This is a genomic window from Oceanobacillus sp. FSL W7-1281, from assembly GCF_037969835.1.
GTDB classification, from domain to species: domain Bacteria; phylum Bacillota; class Bacilli; order Bacillales; family Amphibacillaceae; genus Oceanobacillus; species Oceanobacillus oncorhynchi.
In genome coordinates this window covers 1,706,631-1,732,669 of record NZ_CP150214.1, presented here as the reverse complement: position 1 = coordinate 1,732,669, position 26,039 = coordinate 1,706,631, and the positions used below count along the sequence as shown (strand labels likewise).

Annotated in this window: 26 protein-coding genes and 1 pseudogene; 11 read left to right on the top strand and 16 right to left on the bottom strand. The window is 40.4% G+C overall.

Annotated elements, in window-relative coordinates:
* Positions 1-27: 27 nt before the first annotated feature.
* The 3 genes from MKX55_RS08650 to MKX55_RS08640 all read right to left on the bottom strand — a co-directional run bounded on the left by MKX55_RS08650 (position 28) and on the right by MKX55_RS08640 (position 1,543).
* On the bottom strand, positions 28-939 hold the full coding sequence (locus MKX55_RS08650) for an RluA family pseudouridine synthase (RefSeq protein ID WP_042533369.1): 912 nt from the start codon (positions 937-939) through the stop codon (positions 28-30).
* Positions 940-1,024: 85 nt separating this feature from the next.
* Positions 1,025-1,255 (bottom strand): excisionase family DNA-binding protein, encoded by a 231-nt coding sequence (locus MKX55_RS08645; RefSeq protein WP_042533367.1) that lies wholly within the window; start codon positions 1,253-1,255, stop codon positions 1,025-1,027.
* Positions 1,256-1,543 (bottom strand): GNAT family N-acetyltransferase, encoded by a 288-nt coding sequence (locus tag MKX55_RS08640; protein ID WP_042533365.1) that lies wholly within the window; start codon positions 1,541-1,543, stop codon positions 1,256-1,258.
* A 256-nt stretch (positions 1,544-1,799) separates the two neighbouring features.
* Here MKX55_RS08640 and MKX55_RS08635 point away from each other — a divergent pair, with 256 nt between their 5' ends.
* The gene (locus MKX55_RS08635) at positions 1,800-2,582 is read left to right on the top strand and encodes an N-acetyltransferase (RefSeq protein ID WP_339238475.1); all 783 of its coding nucleotides are present in this window, start codon (positions 1,800-1,802) and stop codon (positions 2,580-2,582) included.
* 56 nt (positions 2,583-2,638) lie between these two features.
* Here the strand turns inward: MKX55_RS08635 and MKX55_RS08630 are convergent, their stop codons facing one another.
* On the bottom strand, positions 2,639-3,169 hold the full coding sequence (locus MKX55_RS08630) for a thermonuclease family protein (RefSeq protein WP_052485027.1): 531 nt from the start codon (positions 3,167-3,169) through the stop codon (positions 2,639-2,641).
* Between the two features lie 47 nt (positions 3,170-3,216).
* Positions 3,217-4,170 carry a D-2-hydroxyacid dehydrogenase gene (locus tag MKX55_RS08625; protein ID WP_042533361.1) on the bottom strand — a complete coding sequence of 318 codons (954 nt, stop codon included), beginning with the start codon at positions 4,168-4,170 and terminating at the stop codon, positions 3,217-3,219.
* A gap of 215 nt (positions 4,171-4,385) precedes the next feature.
* Here MKX55_RS08625 and MKX55_RS08620 point away from each other — a divergent pair, with 215 nt between their 5' ends.
* Positions 4,386-5,255: a MoxR family ATPase gene (locus MKX55_RS08620; protein WP_175297044.1), complete on the top strand. Its 870-nt coding sequence runs from the start codon at positions 4,386-4,388 to the stop codon at positions 5,253-5,255.
* A gap of 21 nt (positions 5,256-5,276) precedes the next feature.
* A complete protein-coding gene (locus MKX55_RS08615) occupies positions 5,277-7,190 on the top strand; it encodes a VWA domain-containing protein (protein WP_339237627.1) in 1,914 nt (637 codons plus the stop codon).
* Positions 7,191-7,632: 442 nt separating this feature from the next.
* Here MKX55_RS08615 and MKX55_RS08610 read toward each other — a convergent pair whose 3' ends face one another.
* Positions 7,633-8,661, bottom strand: a complete 1,029-nt coding sequence (locus tag MKX55_RS08610; RefSeq protein WP_193065114.1) for a PTS sugar transporter subunit IIC — start codon at positions 8,659-8,661, stop codon at positions 7,633-7,635.
* A gap of 217 nt (positions 8,662-8,878) precedes the next feature.
* Here MKX55_RS08610 and MKX55_RS08605 point away from each other — a divergent pair, with 217 nt between their 5' ends.
* The 4 genes and pseudogenes from MKX55_RS08605 (at position 8,879) to MKX55_RS08590 (ending at position 12,947) form a co-directional block, all read left to right on the top strand.
* Positions 8,879-9,625, top strand: coding sequence for a DeoR/GlpR family DNA-binding transcription regulator (locus MKX55_RS08605; RefSeq protein WP_042533356.1), 747 nt, complete (start codon positions 8,879-8,881; stop codon positions 9,623-9,625).
* The gene (pfkB, locus tag MKX55_RS08600; RefSeq protein WP_042533354.1) at positions 9,626-10,537 is read left to right on the top strand and encodes a 1-phosphofructokinase; all 912 of its coding nucleotides are present in this window, start codon (positions 9,626-9,628) and stop codon (positions 10,535-10,537) included.
* A gap of 16 nt (positions 10,538-10,553) precedes the next feature.
* Positions 10,554-10,994, top strand: a pseudogene (locus tag MKX55_RS08595) (fructose PTS transporter subunit IIA); the annotation flags it as partial.
* Positions 10,995-11,063: 69 nt separating this feature from the next.
* Positions 11,064-12,947: a fructose-specific PTS transporter subunit EIIC gene (locus MKX55_RS08590; RefSeq protein WP_339238473.1), complete on the top strand. Its 1,884-nt coding sequence runs from the start codon at positions 11,064-11,066 to the stop codon at positions 12,945-12,947.
* Positions 12,948-13,069: 122 nt separating this feature from the next.
* On the opposite strand, the gene MKX55_RS08585 is transcribed toward MKX55_RS08590, so the two are convergent.
* Complete coding sequence (locus MKX55_RS08585; protein ID WP_042533352.1) at positions 13,070-13,285, bottom strand: DUF2187 family protein; 216 nt, start codon at positions 13,283-13,285, stop codon at positions 13,070-13,072.
* A 156-nt stretch (positions 13,286-13,441) separates the two neighbouring features.
* On the opposite strand from MKX55_RS08585, the gene MKX55_RS08580 reads away from it, so the two are divergent.
* Both MKX55_RS08580 and MKX55_RS08575 read left to right on the top strand, forming a co-directional pair.
* Entirely contained in the window at positions 13,442-13,849 is a 408-nt protein-coding gene (locus MKX55_RS08580; RefSeq protein ID WP_339184060.1) for an SLAP domain-containing protein, read from the top strand.
* Positions 13,850-14,275: 426 nt separating this feature from the next.
* Positions 14,276-14,893 carry a response regulator transcription factor gene (locus MKX55_RS08575; protein ID WP_339185170.1) on the top strand — a complete coding sequence of 206 codons (618 nt, stop codon included), beginning with the start codon at positions 14,276-14,278 and terminating at the stop codon, positions 14,891-14,893.
* Between the two features lie 132 nt (positions 14,894-15,025).
* Here the strand turns inward: MKX55_RS08575 and MKX55_RS08570 are convergent, their stop codons facing one another.
* The 8 genes from MKX55_RS08570 to solA all read right to left on the bottom strand — a co-directional run bounded on the left by MKX55_RS08570 (position 15,026) and on the right by solA (position 22,749).
* Positions 15,026-15,280, bottom strand: coding sequence for a spore coat protein (locus MKX55_RS08570; protein WP_339238471.1), 255 nt, complete (start codon positions 15,278-15,280; stop codon positions 15,026-15,028).
* Between the two features lie 15 nt (positions 15,281-15,295).
* Positions 15,296-15,484: a hypothetical protein gene (locus MKX55_RS08565; RefSeq protein ID WP_339184058.1), complete on the bottom strand. Its 189-nt coding sequence runs from the start codon at positions 15,482-15,484 to the stop codon at positions 15,296-15,298.
* A gap of 198 nt (positions 15,485-15,682) precedes the next feature.
* Positions 15,683-16,225, bottom strand: coding sequence for a GNAT family N-acetyltransferase (locus MKX55_RS08560; protein WP_339237623.1), 543 nt, complete (start codon positions 16,223-16,225; stop codon positions 15,683-15,685).
* A gap of 123 nt (positions 16,226-16,348) precedes the next feature.
* Positions 16,349-16,807 carry a GNAT family N-acetyltransferase gene (locus MKX55_RS08555; RefSeq protein ID WP_339237621.1) on the bottom strand — a complete coding sequence of 153 codons (459 nt, stop codon included), beginning with the start codon at positions 16,805-16,807 and terminating at the stop codon, positions 16,349-16,351.
* A gap of 111 nt (positions 16,808-16,918) precedes the next feature.
* Positions 16,919-18,841, bottom strand: coding sequence for a threonine--tRNA ligase (gene thrS, locus MKX55_RS08550; RefSeq protein WP_339237619.1), 1,923 nt, complete (start codon positions 18,839-18,841; stop codon positions 16,919-16,921).
* Positions 18,842-19,460: 619 nt separating this feature from the next.
* Positions 19,461-19,871, bottom strand: a complete 411-nt coding sequence (locus MKX55_RS08545) for a heme-binding protein (RefSeq protein ID WP_193065109.1) — start codon at positions 19,869-19,871, stop codon at positions 19,461-19,463.
* A 45-nt stretch (positions 19,872-19,916) separates the two neighbouring features.
* Positions 19,917-21,128, bottom strand: a complete 1,212-nt coding sequence (gene fdhA, locus MKX55_RS08540) for a formaldehyde dehydrogenase, glutathione-independent (RefSeq protein WP_193065108.1) — start codon at positions 21,126-21,128, stop codon at positions 19,917-19,919.
* A gap of 451 nt (positions 21,129-21,579) precedes the next feature.
* Positions 21,580-22,749 (bottom strand): N-methyl-L-tryptophan oxidase, encoded by a 1,170-nt coding sequence (gene solA / locus MKX55_RS08535; RefSeq protein WP_339237614.1) that lies wholly within the window; start codon positions 22,747-22,749, stop codon positions 21,580-21,582.
* A 280-nt stretch (positions 22,750-23,029) separates the two neighbouring features.
* Here solA and MKX55_RS08530 point away from each other — a divergent pair, with 280 nt between their 5' ends.
* Together MKX55_RS08530 and MKX55_RS08525 are read left to right on the top strand one after the other, a co-directional pair.
* Positions 23,030-23,947: a LysR family transcriptional regulator gene (locus tag MKX55_RS08530; RefSeq protein ID WP_339237612.1), complete on the top strand. Its 918-nt coding sequence runs from the start codon at positions 23,030-23,032 to the stop codon at positions 23,945-23,947.
* A 503-nt stretch (positions 23,948-24,450) separates the two neighbouring features.
* Positions 24,451-24,696 carry a phage holin gene (locus tag MKX55_RS08525; RefSeq protein WP_042533332.1) on the top strand — a complete coding sequence of 82 codons (246 nt, stop codon included), beginning with the start codon at positions 24,451-24,453 and terminating at the stop codon, positions 24,694-24,696.
* A gap of 78 nt (positions 24,697-24,774) precedes the next feature.
* On the opposite strand, the gene MKX55_RS08520 is transcribed toward MKX55_RS08525, so the two are convergent.
* The gene (locus tag MKX55_RS08520; RefSeq protein ID WP_339237608.1) at positions 24,775-25,674 is read right to left on the bottom strand and encodes a diacylglycerol kinase family protein; all 900 of its coding nucleotides are present in this window, start codon (positions 25,672-25,674) and stop codon (positions 24,775-24,777) included.
* Between the last annotated feature and the right edge of the window lie 365 nt (positions 25,675-26,039).

Below are 26,039 nucleotides of genomic sequence, written 5' to 3'. Positions count from 1 at the left end.
ACAATTGGATAATGGCTTTTATGATTACTATTTCGATTTATGATAGAAAGATTTAGGAACATCTGAACGGAAAAACATCAGTGTATTTGTTTTCGGATGGTAAAGTGCCAGCGCTTTTGCGTGCAGACCCAGCCGGCCAAGTATACGGCGATTTCCACCGCCATATTTCTTATCGCCTACTACCGGATGGCCGAGCTCCTGCATATGGACCCGGATTTGATTCTTTCTGCCCGTTTCCAGCTCTACCTCCAGCAATGAAAATTGTTGATTGGATTGAATAACCCGATAACGCGTCGCGGCCCGCTGCCCATCATTTTTAACTCGGCTGGAATACATTTTATGTGTCGGGCTTTCTTTTAACCAGGAAACGATATACCCTTTTTCTTTGGCGACCTTTCCTTCCACTAAAACAACATAGGTTCTTTCTTTCACGATATCCTTCCAATTATCCTGGAGTTTCCGTTTCACTTTTTCACTTTTTGCAAAAACCATTACTCCAGACGTTTCCTTGTCCAGTCGATGGACGACAAAGATACGGTTGGCAGGATCCTCCTGTTTTACATAATCCATCAGCTGATGAAAAGCAGTTTGTCTTCTCTCTTCCTTCGTCGCAATTGAAAGCAATCCTGCTTCTTTATCGATGACAATAATATCTTCATCCTCATAAACGATTGACATGCCAATAAAGACTTCCTGCTTCACCGCTTCTTTATTCTTTAATATTTTAACAACCTGTCCCTTTTCCAGCATGTAATTATGCTGCGTTTGAATGCGATCATTCACAGAAACCTGTCCTCTGGTTAAAATAGACTTTACGGAATTACGGCTGCGGTTCGCTAAAACCCCTCTCAGAAAAGAAAATAGTTCTCCCGGCTCCGTCACTTCGTAAGTCAAAAAAGGGGCAGCTTTTTTCGATCGGGGACGTTTTTTGTTTTTCATCTTAAATCTCCTTTGTTCTTACACACCGTATAGAATTTCATTTTTTACAAACCTTTTTCATTATATACACCCTTGGAAATAGAAGCTAATCCTCGTCCTTCACATCAATATCCTCTGGGATTGGTTCATCTAAGTATGCTTGAATGACCTTCCTATACTTCTCGACCTGTTCGAAATATGTTGTAAATTGTTCTTTATTGATTAAATAGTTTTCCCCATCATAAATCGCACGTATCTTCCCTTGTAAAACATAAGTACGCACAATGGATTCATCTATTGATAAATACGCTGCTGTTTCTTTGATTGTTAGATACATTTAAATAAATTGCTTTTGAAGGACGTCATGATACGCTTCATTTTTCTGCATTTGTTTTTTTGCAAACGGGCATAAAGGGATAATATATTTGTCGTTTTCTCGTGCATATAGAACAACTTGCTCCAGCAGCTGTTGAGCAATCCCCTGGCTTCGGAGTTCTTTTGCCACATACGTATGATCAATAACTAAACGGTTCGATCCTGATTGTACAAAAGTAATTTCTGCTTCCGGATCCTTGATATCCTCCCCAACGTAAAATTTTGTTTCTCCTTTATGAATGGTAGCCATGTTAGCCCTCCTAAATATCTACATTTCTTTCATTATACTCTTTCAAGTTTCTGGTCTCAAGACATTATTTTTGTAAGCGTTTTAAATATTAAGAAATTAAACTCTTTTTTTAAAATAGATTGCTGGACGAAACCAGATACTTCTTTCTACAATGAACATGAGGTGATTTTTTGAATACTTATATCCGACAATTATTACCATCCGATAAAATATTAATGGAAAATATGCAGACAGAAATAGAAGATGATTATATTACATTTTTGAGATTTTATGTACTGGAAACCACGTACTTTTTGGACTTTTTTATAATAATCAATTAGTCAGCACAGCCGGCTATTCTGTTTTCGCATCCGCCTATGCCATGCTAGGCAGATTAAGAAGCGATATTCGTTATCAAGGAAATGGGTATTCCAATCGGATAACTAAATACGTGCTGGATCAGGCATTCCAAAACAAAGACGTGGAATGGGCAGGTGCAAACACACAAGCTCATAACGCTCCGGCACAAAAGGTATTGAACCGTATCGATTTGGAAAAGCAGACCGAATTTTATGGATGTACAGCAAAAACATTGGATGGCATATCAGGTGCAGAGGAAACTTGGCGGGAAATAACGCAGACAGATGAAAAACTGAAATTATTAAATACATACCATGTTCATGAAAATACGTTTTTTCCGCTTGAATGCTATTATCCTTTTCCAAGCTCGCCTAAGCTTTTTCAAGAAGATCAAATAAAGAGCTGGCGATTCTTTCAAGAGAATGGCCATCCTCCATTAATTACAAAGAAAAATATAAAAAAAGAGGTGTATCTTCACGCTATTTACCCATATAAAGATTTATTTCAGCGCAGAGGGTTATGGAATACTATTGCGAAAGCGCAGCATGCGTTACAAATACAGCATCCAGATAAGAAAGTCCATGTATGGATTGATATTCCCGCAGCCATTATCGACCAGCTGCCTAATGCTCATCCATTTGAATTAGATTCTCCATGGCTGCTCTATGGAATAGACAGAGAAGCGTGGGCAAACCTCTAAAAAAAGCAGGCGATGCATTTAAAAGATACATCGCCTGCTTTTAGCCTTCATGCTTTTTAATATTCGTGAAACCTGCTTTCTGCATAGCCGGGAATTGACCAGATATTTTCTCCATGTTCTTTTGCCTCTTCCTGCGCTTGCTCCAGCTCTTCTAAGTACTTTGTATTCGGCTCATACACAAAGCCGACCCTTGCATACCCTTCTTCGACTAATAACTGGTTAACATTATCACCATCTGCCCAGATATAGGCAAGCATCCGGTCGTAATCGTCTCTTTCAGGATTTCCTCTTTCTAACTCGACCGTTTCCCCTTCCGGCATCAGTTCTTTGGCAAAATCACTTGCTTCCTCGCCAAATGGCTGTACTTCCGTATCAGGCTTCACACTTTCCGGGGTATCAATCAAGAGTAAGCGGACCCGCTCTCTTGTTCCATCTTCCAGATGAACAATCACAGTATCACCATCAACGACCCGTTCCACAGTGACTAATTCTCTTCCTTCTGCCGGTTCATTGTCTTCTAAAAAATCCAGCAGCTCGCATCCTGTTAAAACAAACAGCGACGCGAACAGAATAAACAGCTTTTTCATTTCTTACATCCTTACCATTATCCATATTCTTTTTTTTGAATTATTTATTAATAACCACGTTCATGCTGGTATAGATTAATCGACGGCGCTTTCCCATCTAAATAGTTCTTTAAATTCGGAATAAAAATATCTTCAATCACACGCTGATTATAAAACTCCGTTGCTCCTGCGGTATGCGGTGTCAAAATGACATTTTCCATCTCCCAAAGCGGATTAGATGCTTCTAACGGTTCCTTTTCAAATACATCCAGCCCGGCACCGGCAATTTCATTATTCTCTAACGCCTCAATCAGCGCTTTCTCATCAACAATTGACCCTCGTCCGATATTGACAAAGAAAGCATCGTTTTTCATCTGTTTAAATTGCTCTGCGCCAATCAGACGATGGGTATCCTCTGTTAATGGCAAAGTAACAACTACATAATCACTTTGCGGAAGTACTTTATCTAATTGATGCGGCTGATACATTTCATCCACATTTTCTGCAGCTTTCCCTGAATGACGGACTCCAAGCACCTTCATCCCAAAGGCTTTTGCTATTTTAGCTGTTTCCTGTCCTATTTTCCCTGTGCCAAGCACTGCCATTGTCTTGTTATGGATTTCCCCGCGAAGTTTTGCGTGGTGCCATACTTTTTCCTGCTGCTGTCTGACATAAGTATGAATTAACCGTGTAAATCCTAGAATATACGCAAAAATTGTTTCGGAAATCGGATAGCTGTGCACCCCGTTTGCGCTTGTTAATTGAATGTTCTTTTCCACAATTTTATCTAAGTTTAACGAATCGACCCCTGCACTCCAGGATTGTACCCATTTCAGCTGATTGCTTTCCAGATAGGTACTTTCTTTATCCTTGCGCCAATTAACAAGGATTTCTGCTTGCTTCAGAATATCATCAGAAAGTTCTTTGCCTGTATGGATTTCCCAGTCTGGAGCAGCCTTTTTTATTTCTTCTACATACGTATCCTCCAGATTTAAATGAATTGCCATCGTCCTTTTTGCCATATATCCTCCTATCCGACACCATTCTCATAAACATCGATGGTACCTGTCTCTATATTCTTATCATTATCTTAGCAATTGCTCAGCCATATCGCAACGACTGCGCATTCTTTGTATTTTTCGAGAACAAGTAATACAATTGTGAACGGAGCCTATATCTATTTAAAGACATTGATAAAACGGAATCACAGCAATGGATTTCGAAAGGAGAAACAATAATGAATGCTATTCAATTACCTGAGGCAGTCCAAGAGCTGCTTGAAAATAATAAAAAAGAAGTAACAGATCGCGAGGAATTGATTCGTTCCGGCGGATACCTCCCGCCAAGCGATGATTTATTGATTGATGCCATTGTCGCATTAAGTATGGGTAAAAATATATTATTAAAAGGACCGACCGGCGCTGGGAAAACAAAATTTGCGGAAACCCTCTCCTCTCTTTTTCAGCGGCCGATGTACAGTGTAAACTGTTCCGTTGACTTAGATGCAGAAAGCTTGATGGGGTTCAAAACGCTTGCTTATGAAGAAGAAAAACAGACAATTGAATTTGTTCCGGGGCCAGTTACCAATGCAATGAAGCAGGGAACATTTCTTTATATTGATGAAATTAATATGGCTAAGCCGGAAACCTTGCCGTTGATTAATGGTGTTTTAGATTATCGCCGAACGATTACGAACCCTTTCACCAACGAGATTGTGACTGCTGCAGACGGGTTTGGCGTTATCGCGGCGATCAACGAAGGCTATATTGGAACAGTTCCTTTAAACGAAGCATTAAAAAACCGTTTCATTGTCATTGACGTACCTTATATTCAAGGAGAACAGCTGGAACAATTAATTACTGAATCGACCAAACTGACAGACAAACAGCTGATTGGGCGTTTTGTGACACTATCCAATGATTTGATCACAGCGGTAAGTCAAGGAAAATTGTCAGAGGATGCTGCTTCTATCCGCGCCCTGCTGGATGCTTGCGACCTCTCAACCTATCTTCCGCCTAAACGCGCTATTTTACGCAGTATTGTGGATAAGCTCGAAGAAGATCGTGAGAAAGCGTTTGTGGGGAATTTGGCAGACACGTTATTTTAATTAAAGAGGAGTAACTTTGATATGTACCGATTTCACCAAACAAAGGTTGACACCCATTTATTTATGCAATTGCAGGATTTAACGACTGTTTTGGCGAAGAATGAACAATTGCAATTCGAGTCCAGCTTTGGTTCCTTTATTGATATAACAGAAAACAAAGTAACCGCTGGCCGTTTTTGGGACCGTCTCCCGGCTGAAATGCAGGAAGCGGGCGCGAAATCAGATGTCATCCTGCGCACATTAGGCACCCTGCATCAGACCGATGTAAAAATCCTGCAGCAATTCAAAAAGGATTGGGAAGATTCCCTTCTTCCCAAATTCGCAATTCAGCTGATGACATTATTAGAAGACATTCGTTTAGAGGACGCAATCCGGAAAGAACGTCCGGGCACGAAGCGAAACTTTTCTTACAGGCGAGCGTATTTCCATCACTATTTCACGACCCAGCTGCAGTCCAATGTCACACGCAGCTATGCAACCGATGAAATATTTTGTATGATTTATTTATTGCTTTTTGCCAATCAGCCAGACCCGGGGTTTCCTCGTGTGGAGAAAGCACAGCTGGAGATGCTCGACAGTATAAAAGGGCATCTGTACAGCGTCTTTGAGACAAAGCATACACGTGATAATGTGGCGTTGACCGAACAAATCATGCGGAAAATGCAGCAAGCAGGCTATACAGATTCAATTCACGAATACTTCATCCTGCCAATCGGGCATGTCGAATCGTATGAAAAAAATACGCTGTTTGATGAATTAACACGTACCGGTCCGTTAGTGAATGACGACCAGCAGGAAGAAACAAATGAAGAAAATGAATACTTCGATGAAACCTTCTCTACCTGGCATCGTGAAAATAAAAATGATGACCGCAAGCAAAACTTTCTGCAATTTGAGTTGGAGCAAGGCACAAAAACCTCGATGCTTGGCGGCGGTGCCCGTGAAACAGAAGACGGCGATCAGGCGATGGCTGCGATTCAAGGGACTTCCGGTCAGAGCAAGCAAAATGATTATTCCGATAAGGAAACGCTAAGTAAAGAAGAAAATACATCTGAAAACAGTGGCGAATCAAGCTTTGGGAAGGAAAATGAACATGCGCAGATGTTTACAGAGTATGCAGAAGCACCTACAGAGGACGAAGAATTACAATACCGGCAGTTAGTAGAGGAAATCGACCCTTTTAAAAGAAAACTTGCCAAAACCATTCAATTAACGTTAGAGCATAAACAGGATACACCGAGAACAGATTTATTATTTGGCAGGCTCTCTAAAAAACTGCTTCCTATCTTTTTAGAGGATTCTCCACGTGTATTTTATAAAAAGGAACAGGAATCAAAAGAATTCGATGCGGTCTTCACCCTATTGATTGATTGCTCTGCCTCGATGAAGAACAAGATGGAAGAAACAAAACGCGGTGTGACCCTGTTTCATGAAGTGTTAAAAGAGCTGCGCATTCCGCATGAAATCATCGGTTTCTGGGAGGATGCCAATAAAGCGAGTGACAGCTACCAGCCGAATTATCTGCAATATATCCAGACTGTGGAGGATTCTTTGTATAAAGAGCAAGGAGCTAAAATTATGCAGCTGGAAGCACAGGAAGACAATCGAGATGGCTTCAGTATTCGTCATGTCACTAAAAAATTAATTCCCCGCAGCGAGAAAAATAAATTTCTGCTGATTTTTTCCGACGGACAGCCGGCAGCTTCCGGCTATGACCAGAATGGCATTGTGGATACGTATCAGGCTGTAGCCGATGCCCGCAAGCATCAGATTGATGTAGTTGGAATGTTTCTCGCAAACGGTCAGATTGAAGAAAACGATGATACAATGATGCAAAATATTTACGGGAAAGAACGCATCATGGTTCCAGATGTGAGCGCCCTGCCAGAGCATTTCACTCCGCTGCTCAAGCGTTTATTACTGAAAGCAATTTGATAAAACGAAACTTCACTCAGTGGGAGTCTTTCGACGCACAAATGTTTCCGATGGGGCGAGTAATCGCAAAAGCACTTCGATGGGACGAGTAATCGCAGTCCCAGTCCCAGGATGTGCTAGTGCAGACGTTGCGACAAATGTTTTCGGTGGGGTGAGTAATCGCAACCCCAGGACGTCGCGAACTTAGTCTGCTTCCTTAATTCTCCCACTGAGTGTTAGCTGAGTGATTCAGGGAGTTAGCGTCCGTTATCTCCCGCCTAAATAAATTTATTTTTACGCTTTATTTTGAGGCGGGAGTTTTACGGACGGTTCTCCGTGATAAAGTGTTTTTTCCCCATATAAAAGGCGAGCATTTTTCGGAAATGCTCGCCTTTTATGATTAAATGCAAATATATACTATTTTTCTGAATTTTATTTCCAAACCAATATAACCTGGATAGCTTTATTGAACTTCCATGTGCAGATCGCCTGTTTTTGCCCAGCCTTTCATCTGCAGTGCCTTGTAAGTCATTACAGAAATAATTGCCGGCGTAATCACACCAACTACAATATACATGACTAAAACGCCCGCACCTTGGTTGGCTAAAATATTTAATGGCGCAATAAACGAGTTTAATCCTAAACCGGCTAGCTCATAGGGTACTTCAAAATCAAATATTAAAATAGCAATGGGTGCACAGATAATCGATGATGCAAACGGTCCGATAACTAAGCGCGGATTCTTCACAATATTTGGGACCTGCACTTTCGGCGTTAAGAAGAATTGTGCAATATTTGCACCTAAATTGTTTTGTTTGACCGACATGGCAGTGAACCCTACAAATTGAGCTGTGCAACCAATCAATGCCGCAGCACTTGATACGGGATCAAGCTGTAGTGCAATGGCTATAGCCGCGGAAGATGCCGGCGACATTAAAAAGATACTCCAAATTAATGAAATAACAATCGCTGAAATAAACGGAGACCCTGTAGTAGAGCTTGCGATGATTGCACTGATTTTCTCAAGTAATGGGGTTGTCACGGCCGCTAAACCAACACCTGCAACTCCCCCTACAAAAATAGAACAAAACGGAATTGCCATCATATCAAGCGATGTTTTCCCTGTTACACGCTTTCCGACCCAGGTAGCAATAACAGCAGCCAGTACTGCGCTGATAGGCTGTCCTGTAATAAGCGTCCAGCTTCCGTCAGCCGTCATAGATAAAGCATTCGCGCCAACCGTACTGGAAGCCATCGCTCCAAAAATAACTAATGTATTTCCCCCAAGCTGATAGGCTATTCCAGCTCCAATCGCCGGCGCCAGCATCAGCTGAGCTGCATTACCAATCAATAGAAAACCTTCCCACCCTGTAAATGTTCCGATTGTTTCAATCAACAATCCGATACCAAGCGTCACTAAGACGGCGTTCGCCAATCCTTGTGATGCTTTGTACATTCGATCAATTATGTATTTCTTTGTTGACTCTTTCACTTTTCGTACCTCCTAATAATTCACTTAAATTCCTTTTCTTTAAATTAGTGGGAAATGTTATTTAATTCTAAACAGAAAGTGCTATTTATCATAAACCCATTTCTTTTTTGCGTCAATAATTATTTTTTTCTGAATGTTTATCTTTCCGATGAAAATGAACGTTTTTGGTTGTTTCCGACTGAATTTGATGATATTCTATCATTAAGAGGTGAAAGTAATGCTGACAGATGAACGCCATCAATTTATTTTACATCGTCTAAATGAAAGCGGTGTAGTTAAGTCTGTAGATTTAATCGAGAGACTTAACTGCTCTGAGTCCACTATACGTAGGGATCTTGCTCATCTAGAAGAAAAAGGGCTCCTGCTCCGCATCCACGGCGGAGCAAAATTGAACGCTACATTTGGAGCGGAATTGACCTATCAGGAGAAAACAGTCAAAAACAGTCAACAAAAGAAAAATATAGGAAGGCATGCTGCCTCCCTTTTAGAAGAGAATGATGTGATTTATTTAGATGCAGGGACGACAACACTGGAGATGATACCGCATCTTGCTAATTTGTCGATTACCGTTGTAACAAACGGTATTGCCCATGCTTCGATGCTTGCAGACAGACAAATTGAAGCCTATCTCGTAGGCGGTAAATTAAAGCATTCCACAAAAGCAATGGTGGGCGCGCCAAGTCAACATTCTTTAATGAATTATCAATTCACTAAAGCCTTTCTCGGCGTAGACAGCATTGATATGACATATGGCTGTACCACGCCGGATCCGGAGGAAGCAACAATGAAACAGCTTGCTATTGAAAGAGCTTCAGACACATATTTTCTTGCAGATGACAGTAAATGGAACAAAGTCAGTTTCGCAAAAATATGTAATTTCTCGGATGTAACGTTTATTACGGATAAAATATCAACGATTCACCAACCCTATTTAAATCACACAACTATTTTGGAGGTAGATTAGATGATCTATACAATCACTTTAAATCCATCGATTGACTATATTGTTCCGGTCGACAAATTGGATTTAGGCGGGCTGAGTTATATGAATAATGATTATAAGCTCCCCGGCGGAAAAGGCATCAATGTATCACGAATTTTAAAGGCACTCAGGGCAGACGCTGTTGCTCTTGGATTTGTCGGAGGCTTTACCGGAAAATTTATTGAAGATGCTTTAGACGAATTAGATGTTCGGACAAACTTTGTTAATATCCAGGAAGATACCCGCATCAATATTAAGCTGAAAGCTGATCAGGAAACCGAAATAAATGGACGCGGTCCTGCTTTATCGGATGAAGAAGTGGCAAGGTTCCTGAAGCAATTTGAAGAAGTGAAGGATGGAGATACGGTAATTTTATCCGGAAGCAAGCCCCCTTCCCTTCCAGACAACTTCTATGAGCAATTAATCCAAAGAGCAACCGATCAAGGTGCTGCGTTTGCGATTGATACAACAGGTGCTGCCCTTGAAGCATCCTTGAGCTACCAGCCGTTATTAGTGAAGCCGAATATTCATGAGCTGGAAGCATTATTTGATGTGAAGCTGCAAACAGATGAAGAAGTCATCGCTTACGGGAAAAAGCTCTTAGAAAGAGGGGCAAAACACGTGATTATTTCCATGGGTGGAGATGGTGCATTACTTATCACGAAACAGGGAAACTATAAAGCAAAAGCACCAAAAGGAAAGCTGATTAACTCCGTAGGTGCCGGCGACTCCATGGTTGCAGGATTTATCAGCTCCTTCTTAAAATCGGGAGATCCGGCCGAATCATTTAAAACAGCAGTTGCTTCTGGCAGCGCTACTGCTTTTTCAGAAGACCTGGCTACTGCAGAAGCCATTGAAAAGCTGCGTTCCCAAATCCAAGTAGAAACCATTTAATTTTTAAATAGAAAGGATGAGAAACATGCAGGTAACCGATTTATTAAAAAAAGATGTTATGATTTTAAACCTTCAAGGCACATCGAAAGAAGCTGTCATTGATGAAATGATTTCAAGTCTTTATAAAAATGGCATTATAACAGAACAAGCATCATTTAAAGAAGCTATCCTGGCTCGCGAAGACCAATCCTCCACCGGCCTCGGTGACGGAATCGCCATGCCGCATGCGAAAACAGCGGCAGTAACCCAACCTACTGTCTTATTCGCTAAAAGTGAGGCAGGAATCGATTATGATTCCTTAGATGGACAGCCTGCCCACCTCTTCTTTATGATTGCTGTTCCGGATGATGGAAGTGATACACACTTACAAACCATCGCAGCGCTATCCCGTCTTTTGATGGAACCGGATTTCACAGGTAAATTAAAAGAAGCAAGCACTCCGGATGAAGTACAAGCGCTTTTCGCAGAAGCAACCAAAGAAGAGGACGCTCCGGAAGAGGAAGCAGCTGAAGAAACAAACGAAGAGATGAACGTCACCGATCTATTGAAAAAAGACGTCATGCTTCTTGACCTTCAAGCTTCATCCAAAGAAGCAGCAATAGATGAAATGATTGCAAACCTTTATAAGCATAATGTCTTAACAGAGCAGGAATCATTTAAAGAAGCTATATTGGCTCGCGAAGAACAGTCCTCTACCGGATTAGGTGACGGGATTGCGATGCCGCATGCAAAAACAAAAGCAGTAACCGAACCTACTGTCCTATTTGCCAAAAGTAAAAATGGAGTAGATTATAATTCCTTAGATGGACAGCCTGCGCACCTTTTCTTTATGATTGCTGTCCCTGAAGGCGGAAATGACACGCACTTACAAACACTGGCTGCTCTTTCCAAACTGTTAATGGAACCTGTCTTTGTAGCAAAGCTGAAGGAAGCATCTACACCTGATGAAGTGCAGCAGCTGTTCCTTGATGCAACACAAGAGGATGCTGCGGAGGAAAAAGCAGAGGCGCCCGAATCAGGCAGTTCAGCCAGCAGTGATGAAAAACCTTTCGTCGTAGCAGTAACGGCTTGTCCTACTGGTATTGCCCATACCTATATGGCAGAGGATGCTCTCAAGAAAAAAGCAAAAGAAATGAATGTAGACATCAAAGTAGAAACAAACGGTTCAGATGGTACGAAAAACCATTTAACAAACGAAGACATCGAGCGTGCTTCCGGCGTTATCATTGCTGCCAGCAAAAAAGTAGAAATGGCACGTTTTGATGGCAAACACGTTGTTGAGCGACCGGTTGTAGACGGCATTAAAAAAGCAGAAGAACTAATTACCAAAGCATCTACACAGGATGCGCCCGTTTATCGTGACTCCGGTGAAAAATCGGATGACGATGGAGAGTACGAAAAGCAATCCGCTTGGGGGAAAATCTATAAAGATTTAATGAACGGAATTTCCCACATGCTTCCATTTGTTATTGGCGGCGGAATTTTAATGGCTATTTCCTTCCTGTTTGAAAGTTTCTTAGGAAGTGAATCAGAATTCTTCTTATTCTTTAACAGTGTTGGAGATACAGCATTTAATTTCTTAATTCCAATTCTTGCTGGTTATATCGCCATGAGTATTGGCGACAGACCTGGTTTAATGCCTGGTATTGTAGCTGGTATGATGGCAGTACAGAGTGATGCCGGTTTTATCGGCGGTCTTATTGGCGGTTTTGTAGCTGGTTACTTGGTCGTATTAATCAAACACTTATTAAAAGACCTGCCACAGTCTTTAGCAAGCCTTAAACCCATTTTATTATATCCTGTGCTCGGATTACTTGCCACAGGAACAGCAATGTACTTTGCAATTGGACCAGTTTTTTCTAAGCTAAATAGTTTCATCCTTAGTTTCCTTGAAGGTATGGGAACAGGAAATATTGTTATACTCGGTATCCTTCTTGGCGGCATGATGGCTATCGATATGGGTGGGCCATTTAATAAAGCTGCTTATACTTTCTCTATCGGAATCTTTAATGATACAGGAGATGGAGCATTTATGGCAGCTGCCATGATTGGTGGTATGGTTCCTCCATTAGCAATCGCTCTGGCAACAACGTTCTTTAAAAATAAATTCACCCCAGATGAGCGTAAATCTGGAACAGCGAATTATATAATGGGGCTATCCTTTGTTACAGAAGGCGCTATTCCATTCGCAGCTGCTGATCCATTACGCGTGATTACCTCATCTGTTATCGGTGCTGCAATCGCTGGAGGATTGACTCAATTCTTCCATAGTACCATTCCAGCACCACATGGCGGTATTTTCGTTGTTTTCTTAGGTAATGCATGGTGGTTCTTCTTACTATCATTACTTATTGGTACAGTTATCTCAGCGTTAATACTTGGTATATGGAAAAAACCAGTTTCCAAATAAGAAAGAATCCATACCTGGATTTTCAAGGGGCGAGTTCGACAAATGTTGAACTTGCCTCTTTTTCTAATATATAAAAAAGCTCTGGCATCATTGCGATGCCAGAGCTTTTTATTATATCGAAACTATTTTCTCTTGTAATTTTTATGGTTAACTACGGTTTTGATCGGTTCCCCTGTAGATGGGTGATTTCCGATACGGACAATAACTGAATTCTCGCGGATAATAAGCACTTCTGCTTTCTTACCTTTATATTCACCGCGAACAATACTAATCGTTTCACCGACCTCAGCAATATCCTCCTGCTTCACCGGTTCTTGTTCTAAATTTTCTTCTTCCATGTTATAACCTCCCTGTATCAATAGCGAACTAGTATTTTACCTCATTCATCGTACCACAAGTGTATAAGGAATTATATTTTTTTTCAAAAGAAACGCTAAAAATTTATTTCTATGCTCGAATCTTATATAATCAAGGTATCTTAAGGAGGATTTGTTATGAACCTTGTTTTTGACCCCAAATGGGATGAAGCGCTTCCCGATAAGGACCGTCGTAAAATTGAACAAACGTTCCAACGATTCGTGCTGCCAAATACTGCTGGAAAACAAATGACATTTACCCCTTTATGGCAAGCAAGAAATCACCGGTCTGATTTATTGGTTACTGTTTTAATTAATAATTATAGCAGCCAAGCGTATTCCTTTGGAAACACCACACTAAAATACGTAGAAGACGACGCAGTAAAAGCCGAAAAGACATTCACTTTAGAAAGGGTTTATGTACCTCCAGACACCAGCATGCCCTGGACATTTATTTTTCCGGAATTCAGCTTTACAAATAGCTCTATTAACTTACATGGCAGCTTAATTTGTCACAATTTAAATGACCTTGCTTCTCATGATTGATTATGACGGATAATGACTAATTGTGGTGAAAAATAACTGCTGTTATATTTCCTGGTTCAACCTGATATTGGAAAATAGATTAAAAAACGTACCCTTTGAACTACATTTCGTTTTATAATTAGTATATTACTTGGATATTCATGCATAGGTAGGTACTTTTTCTTTTTTAAACCGGGATTTAATTATCATTTTTTATTAAAAAACTATTACAAGATTTTATTTCATACAATCCTATGCTATATTTGAAGATAGGTTTCATCATGAATAAGTTGAAAATCCATATCCCTGCCCTTATAGTATTAAAAGCTCGAACAGATTAGTCGAAACCTGTAAGTCAGCTTCAAGAATCAACATCGCATAATTATTCATTTTATATTGACATCACGAAAATACTTGCTCAAATGACAGGAGAGGATAATATTGAGTATGACACCAACTTCGAATTCAACTTTGAATTTTATTGACGCATTTACGTTATCTGAAAAAACAAATTTAAATATTTCAATCCTATCTTTAAGAGATTTGGATGATTTTCAACTTGATTCATCAAATATACCGGATTTAATTATGATTCCAATTTATCAATACAACGATATTACACGCATTCTCGAACAGGAACAGTTAAAGGATGTGAAACTAGCAATCATCCTGCCTAATTTGCATATGAAGGATATTATCCGCTTGTATGAATTTGATATAGATGGATATTTTGTTAAAAATATGAGCCTGAATGAAATCATATCAGGAATCCGCTTTATTAATGAAGGATGCATTTATGTTTACCCCGAATTAGCTAAGGCATTACACGATGAATTTTTAACGCTATCTTCTACGTTACAGTCCCGTCCGGATGGCCTTCTTACCAAACGGGAATGGGATGTCTTACTTGAAATATCCAGAGGAAACAACAATGAAATTATCGCCAACAACTTAGAAATCTCTGATAAAACAGTGAAAAACCATGTAACCACCGTTTTACGCAAGTTAAATGTTAATGATCGGACGAATGCGATGCTGTTAGCATATCGTAAAGGCTGGATCTAAAAAATAAAAAGTATGACTAAAACGAGAAGCCTATGAAATATATAGACTTCTCGTTTTTATAATGGATAGTTTGTAACACACTCAGGCATTCTGAAACTGTACTTTATGCTGTACACACGCTCTTTCCAGCTATTAGCTGCTCTGAGATAATTCTGTTTGCACTTGCTGTACTTCTTGAGGAGTTGCCGTTTGACCAGGCTGATAATAACCATGCTGCAATGCATATTGGTATACTTTTAATTGGCGTGCTTCATCCCGGTTTCTTAGTTCTACAAATTTTTGGCGCAACGCAGGGTTATTCGATTCAGAAATATAACCGGCGTAACCTTTCAAACTTGCATTAAGACCATTTAAATAATCATTTACCATCTCTTTATCCTGAAACATTTTCAAATCACCTTCCTATTGTTGTAAAAATGACATTAATTGTTGCTGCGCATTGCGAGCATCCTGTGCATCAAATTGCAGGATTGATTTAAATTCCGGATCCTGTGCCTGTTCAGCATAGGCCTCCAGCTTATTCACAATCATTCCATGCTCTCCAATAACCTTACGCAATGTTTCCAGTTCTGTTTGCGTTAATTGGCTCATCAGACAAACCCCTTTCCATAAATTTATCAAGGTTATTATGCCCGGTGAATGAATTTATATGCTTTTGGATAGGTGCGATAAAGAAATTTTTTACTGTTTTATTTCATTTTAAAACATATTAAGACGGAATCCATTTCTATATTTTCTTTCATAGCAAATACAGTTCTCGTTCCAAAACAATGTAAGACAGTTCTCATGTTAAGCCTTTAATCTCAAAACATCGCTTGTCAGCTTCGGATCAAACCCGTAGATTTCTTTCTGCTTGTATGAATGGATTTCCTCATAAATAGTTATCATATGCTCCAATAATTGTTCATCTGTTTTTCCTTGTTCATCCCAATACATAATATCCAATTCTATTTCTGTATGAGATACTAATGCCTGGAATCGATAAGAAATCCTTTCTGAAACCTTAAAGCCTTCACGGAAATAAAAACGCAGGCGTTTCTCTGTATCTTCATCCCTTTCATCGACTGGCTCTACTTCCAAAATAATCGTTTTCTGTTTGTTTTTTAACTGTTGGATCAATTTTTTACCTATCCCTTTCCCCCGGGCATTTTCAGAAACCCATAAAAAGTCAACAAAAACAAAATCGGCATCCTCCGCATACATCATAATGTGCAAATCACTTTCATCCTTATGATAATGATTTGGCTTGTCCTTCAGCAAAGCTTTCAATTGCTCTTCCGCTTTCATTTCTTCCACTGGAAAATATCCGTTTAAACGTTGAAACCAATCCACCGTAAAACCTCCTGTTACTTTTTTCACTTTGGCACTGCCCTTTTATCATTCTTTCCTTGTCCAGATGCTGTTGTGGTAAAAAGCCGATGACTATATGAAATCATCGGCTTTCATGAAAAATACTTATTTTGCTTCTAACAACAGCACTGCTTCTTCTTCAACAAATTCACCGGTCCGCTGGAAGCCGCTATGTTCATATAAGGTGGTGGCTACATGATTTTCTTTTACAGCAGAGGTGCGTAATTCTTCTTCCGGATAATCTCTTTGAAAGTCTTCTATAAATTTCTTTAAAGAAGCTTTTCCATATCCTTTCCCTTGAAAATCCTTCGCAATCATAAATCGTTCCATCCACCATGAATCCTTATCATAAATATCATCTGCCGGGTAATAACAGAACATGAGAAACCCGACCATTTCCTCCTCATGATAAATTGCATAGGGATGTTTCTCTTCCACTTCATATACTGCTTCCAAAACAGAATACCAATTAGGAGCTACAAAATCTTTTTGATTATCATTCACCTTTAATAGCGAGCATTTTTTATAGTTCGAGCTGTCAATTTCCTTAAATGTAATTGTCATCCTCACTCATCTCCCTTAGTTATAGATGATACCTCCATTTTATACGAAAGGAAAAAGAATGGACAGTAATTACTCAAAGATATCTAGTTTAAAACTCCTAATTCTGTAAAATCAGGCGCGCTTTTCCGCAATTTCTTTTTCAAGATGTTTCTGTACGTCTATCGCCGATAAGCTCTGACTCTGCTTTTCTCCATATTTTCGGACGTTTATTGTCTGGTTCTCTTCTTCTTCGTCACCAGCAACAAAAATATACGGTATTTTTTTCATCTGTGCTTCTCTTAATTTTAGTCCCAGCTTTTCTTCCCGATAATCTGCTTCGATACGGATACCTGCTTCTTTAAAAGTATCTATTAATTGATTTGCATAGGAATGATGAACAGAAGAAACTGGTAAAATAATAGCCTGAACAGGAGCCAGCCAAGCAGGAAAAGCACCTGCAAAATGTTCAATCAGAATGCCCAAAAAGCGATCGATGGATCCATAAATTGCCCGGTGTATAACAACAGGGCGCAGCTTTTCATTTTCTGCATTGACATAAGTTAAATCAAATTTTTCCGGCATTTGAAAATCAAGCTGGAGTGTCGCGCATTGATGACTGCGTCCCAAGGCATCTTTGATATGAAAATCAATTTTCGGGCCATAAAATGCACCGTCTCCTTCATTTACTTGGTAAGGCAGCTCCATCCGCTCTAACACATTTTCTAATGCCTGCTCTGAGGCCTCCCAAGCAGCATCTTCTCCCATTGATTTTTCTGGGCGCGTAGATAATTCAACCGCATAGCTGAAGCCAAACACCCCATAAATCTCATCAATTAAGCGAATGGCTCTTTCCATTTCCGCCTCTACCTGATCTTCCCTTACAAAAATATGGGCATCATCCTGACAGAAAGTACGGACCCGGAGCAATCCATTTAAAGCGCCGCTGTATTCATGACGATGGACTTGGCCGAACTCAGCCAGCCTGATCGGCAAATCACGATAAGAACGCAGCTTTTGTTTATAAACCAGCATATGTCCCGGACAATTCATCGGCTTTAATGCAAAATTAGTATGATCTACTTCCGAAAAATACATATTTTCCTGATAGTGATCCCAATGACCAGATTCTTCCCAAAGCTGTTGGTTCATCAAAAGCGGTGTACGCACTTCCTGATAGCCTGCTTTTAATTGTGCTTCTCTGGAAAACTGTTCAAGCTCCTGACGGATAATTTGGCCATTCGGCAAATAGAACGGCATGCCAGGCGCATCTTCAGAAAACATAAACAGCTCCAGCTGCTTTCCTAATTTACGATGATCTCTTTTCTCTGCTTCCTCTAAGAAATGCAAATGCGCATCTACATCTTTTTTCTTCGCAAAGGCAATGCCGTAAATACGCTGCAGCATCTCATTATTACTGTCGCCCCGCCAGTATGCTCCTGCCAGACTTGTAAGACGAAATGCCTTCACGAACCCGGTAGACGGTAAATGAGGGCCCCGGCATAAATCAGAGAAATCTCCCTGTTCATAGATTGTGATTGCTTCCTCAGCCGGGATACTTTCTAACAGTTCAACCTTATAAGGCTGGTTCCGTTCTTTGAAATACGCTTTCGCCGCTTCCAAGGATAACTCATACGAATAAATTGGAAGATTTTCCTGTATAATCTTTTGCATCTCTTTTTCAATTTTCGCCAAATCTGCCTGTGTAATGGATTCCCGACATTTCATATCATAATAGAACCCATGTTCAATCACCGGACCAATACCAAACTGAACGTTTCCTTTTCCATAAAGCCGCTCAACAGCCTGTGCTAAAATATGTGCAGCAGAATGCCGCATGACCTCCAGTCCTTCGTCTGAATCCAGTGTTAACAATTCAATCGCACTTTCTTCGGCAATAGGATAACTTACGTCCACCAGCTTGCCGTTCACTTTTCCAGCAACAGCCTTCTTCGCTAAGCCTTTTGATATTTGTTCAGCAATTTCTTTTAAGGAAACTCCTTTGTCTGTCTTACCTTCTCTTCCATCTGGAAATATAATTTTCACTTCATTTTTCATTTTTTACATACTCCTTCTTCATTTTAGGCAAATAAAAAAACATACTCTTCCCTCTCATACAAAGGGACGAATATGCTTCTCCGTGGTTCCACCCAGATTCCCGCCAAGTGATTGGCAGCTTCATTTTGCAGTAACGTTGCATATCACGGCATCAGTTGTTACCCTGACGCAGCTCGGAGGCGGTAAATTACACTTCTTGGTTAGAAAGCTCTCACCTTCTGCTCCCCTCTCTTTAAACCTTCCAAGTAATTCATGTCCTCTTCTTCGCTTTTCATTGTTCCAAGCTTTTTATTGTATTAAAAAAACACATCCTCCCCTTCCTAAGAAGGGGCGAATGTGTTATCTTCGCGGTTCCACCCAAATTCCCGTCAAGCTGATTGACGGCTTCATTTTGCAGTAACGTTGCATATCACGGCATCAGTTGTCACCCTGACACAGCTCGGAGGCGGTAAATTACGCTTCTTGTTTAGAGAGCTTTCACCTTCTGCTCTCCTCTCTTTGAACCTTCCATGTAATTCATGTCCTCTTCTTCGCTTCTCTTGAATAAATTATAGAATATCATACTAAAGTTTTTTCATTTATGCAAGCGTGTTTTTTTAAATAATAAGCTGAGCCGAAATTATTTATTCTCAAAAACATCCACTGCTGCCTGCGCTACCTGCATATCATGCTCTACAGAGCTTCCGCTTACGCCTACAGCACCGATAACTTGATCATTCTCTACTAATGGGATTCCTCCTCCGAAGAGTACAATCCGTCCATTATTCGTTGTGTTTAATCCGTATAGTTCTGCATGCGGTACTGTTGCCTCTGCTAAATTAGAAGTTGGCATTTTTAACGCAACGGAAGTCCAGGCTTTATTTTGTGCGATATCAATACTGGCCAGCCAGGCGTCATTCATCCGGTGTACAGCAATGAGATTTCCGCCTTCATCGACAACCGATATAACCATCGAAACGCCAATTTTTTCAGCTTCTTTTTCAGCACCCTCAATCAGTTTTTTCGCTAATTCAAGATTTACATTAGTCATCAAATGATTCCTCCTTATAAAAAATAGGCAGATGATTCTCCAAAATTATCGTAATGCACCATGCGGGTCAATGACGAATTTCTTCGCGACGCCACCATCAAACTCTTTATACCCGGCAGGAGCTTCGTCCAGTGAAATAACCGTTGCATTGACTGCTTTGGCAATCTGTGCTTTTCCGCTTAAAATCGCCTGCATTAAATCTCTGTGGTATTTCATGACAGGTGTTTGCCCGGTTACAAAGGTATGCGCCTTGGCAAAGCCTAAACCGAACCGGATTTTTAACGCGCCTTCCTGTGCATCTTTATCTTTGGCACCCGGGTCTCCTGTTACATAGAGTCCCGGAATACCTAAACGCCCGCCAGCCCGGGTAATATCCATGATGGAATTTAATACAGTAGCTGGGGCTTCGTCTGCATTTTCTCCATGGCCGCTCGCTTCAAAACCAACCGCATCAATTGCGCAATCCACTTCTGGTGTTCCAAGAATTTGTTCGATCTGTTCTTCTAAATTAGCATGCTCCCGCAGGTTTACCGTTTCGCAGCCAAAGCTTCTTGCCTGGGCAAGCCGTTCTTCAATCATATCCCCAACGATGACAACAGACGCACCAAGTAATTGAGCAGAGTGAGCAGCTGCCAATCCAACAGGGCCCGCTCCTGCTACATATACTGTTGATCCGGTTTTTACGCCTGCACTTACCGCCCCGTGATAACCGGTTGGAAAGATATCAGACAGCATCGTTAAATCCAGGATTTTTTCCATTGCCTGATCTTTATCAGGAAATTTCAACAGCTGAAAATCCGCATAAGGAACCATTACATATTCCGATTGGCCGCCAACCCAGCCGCCCATATCCACATATCCATAGGCGGAACCGGGACGATCCGGGTTCACATTCTCGCAAATATGTGTATCCTGCTGCTTGCAATTTCGGCAGCGCCCGCAAGCAATATTAAACGGAACGGAAACAAAGTCCCCTTTTTTAATAAACTCCACATCGCGACCTGTTTCAATGACTTCTCCAGTAATTTCATGACCAAGAACCAATCCGGACGGGGCAGTTGTTCTGCCTCGAACCATATGCTGGTCACTTCCGCATATATTCGTTGTAACCACTTTCACAATAACACCATGTTCACATTTTCGGCCAACATTCAGGGGATTGACACCGGGGCCATCCCTTAAGACAAGATCTGGGTATCCAATTTCTTCAACTGCGACTACTCCCGGTTCCTTATACACAACGCCTTTATTTGTCATCTTTATGATTCCTCCAATCTTTTGTTTGAACTACCGATTGCAAGCGATGTCATAATAGGAAAATGTGAATTCAATCCCCCCTTTTAATTAATAATCAAGCAGGTTCTGATTTTCAAAAAATTTCTATTTATTCCTATAATAGATTCTAATTGCCAGCAGGTAAAATATCTAATATTGATAAGACCCATCTGTAAAACTGATGACAAAGGGCGTTCAAAAAGGAACAGGGAAAGTATATGATTACAATCTCCTTTTGGCCATTAAACCCTGAGTCTATATCATTTACACTGCTATAATTTTCTTTTCAGGTACTGTTCCCGCTGTAATATTTGGTAAACCCAAAATAATAATTTTAGTAGAATCTCCTCTATTCTCCATATCTATTGTTCGGTGATTATGAATTCTATCATGGAGAATCGGCCGTAAAGCTTCCGTTACATGAAGTTTCTTTTTATGTTATTGGATCCTTCAGACTTGGGCGATTCAATTTAAAAATAGAAATATCATGCGTTGTTTCGCCAGTCACAGCTAATTGAGATAGTATTTCTCCTACTGCACTTGCAAACTTGAAACCATGCCCTGAAAACCCAGCAGCAATAGAGATATGGGGATAGCCAGGATGTTTATCAATGATAAAGTGACCGTCTGGCGTTCTGGTATATAAGCAAATCATCCCTTTCTTTAAGGGACCGGATGCTTCCGGCATGAACTGATTCAGAAACTCCCGGAGATGCCCCTCGTCGTTTTCATCCGTTCCGAATTCCCGATTCATTGTGTCTGGATCTATCGCATGAACATAATCATGTCTTCCCACTTTTACTCCGCAGCCATTAAAGGTAGGAAAACCGTAATAAATAGCTCTTGTATCACCTGCTGGCACCTCTACCATAAACGCAGGGAATACATTTGAATTAAATAAAGCTTCATTTGCTTCAAACCAGGCAACAGGCTGTCTTGTTGGAACAATGGGGAGTTTTAACCCTACTTTGTCAGCTAATTTCCCGCACCAGGAACCGGCACTAATAATTAACTTATCTGAAGTGAACAGACCTTTTTCTGAAATCACTTTGACAGTATCTTCATAGGCCTCGATATCTTTGATGGGATTATTAAATGAAACTTCTGCTCCATGATGTATAGCCAGCTCCTTATATGCCTGCGTGCAATTTTCACTAAATAAAATCCCTGAGTCCGGCTCAAAAAAACCGCTATAGTTATCTGGAACATGCAGCCCTCTAAATTGCTCTCTTATCTGTGTACCTGTGAGCTGCTCAACCTTTAAATGGTATTCTTTCCCGCTGGCAATTGCTTCCTCAATAAATGGCGCATTATTTTCAGGACCAAACCCCACAGCTCCAACCTGGGTAAATATTTTATGATGGGTTTTCTTTTCCAGCTCATTCCAAAGCTCCTGTGCCCGAAGAGCAAGCGGCACATACTCTCTTCCTTCTCCATAAGCATGGCGAATAATTCTGGTTTCCCCATAATGACTCCCTTGATCATGCGGCGGATCATAGGAATCAACGAGCAAGACCTTCACCCCCTGCCTCGCCAAATAATACCCCGCAGCCATTCCCATCGAACCTGCACCAGCCACAATGACATCATAATGTTTCGTCATCTGACAACCTCCCTTAAATTTATAGGAAATGAAATATCCATTTTTTAAGAAATACCTTATCCGGAAGTAACTAAACCATGCTATTCATCTTCATGTTTTCAAACACCAGGGTTGCGACCATCACTATCATCCGGGCCAAAAAATAATTCCTCTTAATTTTCAAATATTTCAGCTTGTTTCTTATTAAGGTATATTATAAAATGAAATCGCAATCATGAATAATGATTTAAAAAGATAGCTGCTATCACCAGTAATGAATGGAAATTGGAGGAGGCTGGAAATGGAGATTAAAGACTTGTTAATTTTTCAAAGCGTTGCCCAGAATGGGAGTATCAGCAAAGCCGCAGATGAACTTAATTATGTTCAATCACACGTCACAGCCAGAATAAAATCATTGGAAGCAAAATTACAAACCCAGTTATTTGATCGCCACAGCAGAGGGACTACGGTGAATTCAGAAGGAAAAAAGCTTCTGGGCTATACAGAAAAGATATTATTTATGATAGAAGAAATGAATAAAGATTTTCGGGATTCTGCCCACCCATCTGGTACGCTTGAGATTGGTACGATCGAAACGATTATGAAGCTGCCGATGATTTTATCCGCCTATCATAAAAACTTTCCCAATGTGGATTTAACACTGAAAACCGGCGTATCTCAGTATCTTATTAACCAGGTATGGAAGCATAAACTGGACGGCGCCTTTGTTACAGGCTTTGGCGAACACCCGGAAATGGAGCAAATTAACGTTTTCCAAGAAGAGTTAGTTATCATATCCGATAGCAGAAAAGCGGACTATCAAGAATTAAAAAATAGGCCCTTACTCGTTTTCAATTCAGGATGCAGCTACCGGGAGCGGCTGGAAGGCTGGCTGCACGACGAGGGGATAATGAATCCGAAAATTATGGAATTCGGGACATTGGACACCATTCTGGGGGGTGTTGCATCAGGACTCGGCATCAGCCTGGTTTCTAAGTCAGCAGTCAGCCATCTGGAGGAATTAGGAACCATTCAATGTTATCCGATTCCCAAAAAGTACAGTGATATATCAACGGTTTTTATCAGACGGACCGATACCTACTTAACAAATACGATGGAAAAATTTATCGACACCATACATGAATATAAACATACACCTTATTCTCCTTTCGTAAAACCGGTTGTTAATGCTTCGGAACGTGAAGCCTATTCGCTATGACAGAAATTAATTACTGCAAAGAATAGCGTCATGAATCATTATCTTATTTTTTAAGCCTTCTTCTCTTTTTCACCGATATCCTATCTTACGTTCTGCACTCAAAACACAAGGGAGTCAAGTAGTAAAAATACAGATCTCCCTTGTCTTTATTATATATTTGAGTACAGTGCAACAGACTGCAAAGATTCCTGCTTCCAACAGGGGGGAAAACCCCAAAAATTCCCCTCCAGTCTTTTTAATATCTCTGCATCACAACAATGCATGCAGCTTTTTTTGATAACTCCATTTACTATCCCGCCTTATTTATTGCCTTTTATGCTCATAATTATCTTCAAATAACCATAGTTATAAAATAAAACTCCGCTCTGTACTGCAATGGAAAAAGGGGCTGGAGCTGGAGGAATTCCCCATCAAAACCATACGCGACGACGTCACATATAAGGATAATCTAATGGCCCTTGATGCAAGTAAATTTAAATGGTCACAATAAGGAGGTTTCTTTCTTGAGTGAAAATCTGGCAAAAATAAATAATAAATGGATTCGGCTGGCTGTTTTAATCATCGTATTCATCAATACAGCTGCCATGCTTTTAGGCTACAAACTCATTCCTTTGTCGAACGAAGAACTTGTTTCCGTACTATCTCTCATCGCTTTATTCATATCCGAAATCTGGAATCATTGGAAAAATAACAGCTATACCCCCTCTGCAAAGGAAGCGGATAAACTGATGGAAAAGCTGAAACGTTAAGATAGAAAAAGCTGATGGACAAGAACCTCCTCCCTCTATATTTAGAGCAGGCGTCCCCTTATCCTTCAGCTTTTGTTTTTATTTCATCTCTCCATAAATCATATCCAAATGTTTCGGGAGCACTTCAATCGTTGCTGGTGTTTTATTTAAAAATTCGCCATCACAATCAATATTTTGCTCCGGGGAAGCTGATACTTCTAAACGGTTTGTCCGAAAATAAATAATATCATCGTCTTTTTCATTTTCTGGATAATCATCCTGTATCTTAGCTTCCAGCCATTTCTTTAAATACTTCAGTTTTGCTTCTTTGACAATCAAGACATCAAATTTTCCGTCCTCTACATCTGCATTCGGAAAGAAGGATTGAATTCCGCCGAGAAAGGAACCATTTCCAATAACCAGCAATTCTGCGTTTTCGTCGTAATCGAATTCCTCGCTATGTAATTTCAATCCAAAAGCTTCATTTTGGAAAGCAAGCTTTGAAGTGTTCAAATAGTAAGAAACTCTTCCAAAAACCTGCTTATTTGCTTCATCCATTTCTTCAGCAACCTTGGTAATAATGCCAATTCCCCAGAAATTTAAAAAGTAGTTCTCACCGTATTTACCTACATCGACCTGCATTCGTTTCTGCATGATAATTTGCTCTAACGCTTCTAATGGCTTTTGGCTGATGCCAAGCGTCCGGGAAAAATCATTGCATGTTCCGCCTGGCAAAATAGCGAAAACTGGCCTGTTTTTCAATGGAACGATGGCATTCATGATTTCAAAAACAGTTCCATCTCCCCCGCCTGCAATCAGTAAATCAACTCCTTCTGCATGCTTTTCAACAAAGCGTTTTCCATCCCCTTCCTTCTCGGTCTGAAAGATGGTTACCTCTTCAAATATTTCCGTTAATCTAGATTGAATTTTATCTAATTGTTGTGCCAGCTTTTGTTTTCCGGCGTTCGGGTTTATAATTAAAGCGACTTTTTTCACCATTTCCGCTCCTCCCAAATCCATATTTTACTGCATCGATATGTTTAAAGTTCTCCATTATATTTATAAATAACTCAACTTTCGCACCTAAGAATAAGCAAATATATCTTGCTATTCCAAGATGAACATGTTCTTCATTATCATACTTGCATTTTGGTTAAATATCCGGCCACTTTGGAATTGGTGATGGTGCATAGCTCCTGCAACCAACCACTCCGCTTTCCGACGTACAAATGTTTTCGATGGGACGAGTAATCGCAGTCCCAGGACGTACTAGTGCAGACGTTGCAACAAATGTTTTCGATGGGGTGAGTAATCGCAACCCCAGGACGTTGCGGTCATAGTCTGCCATGGGGACGGCTTCAGCT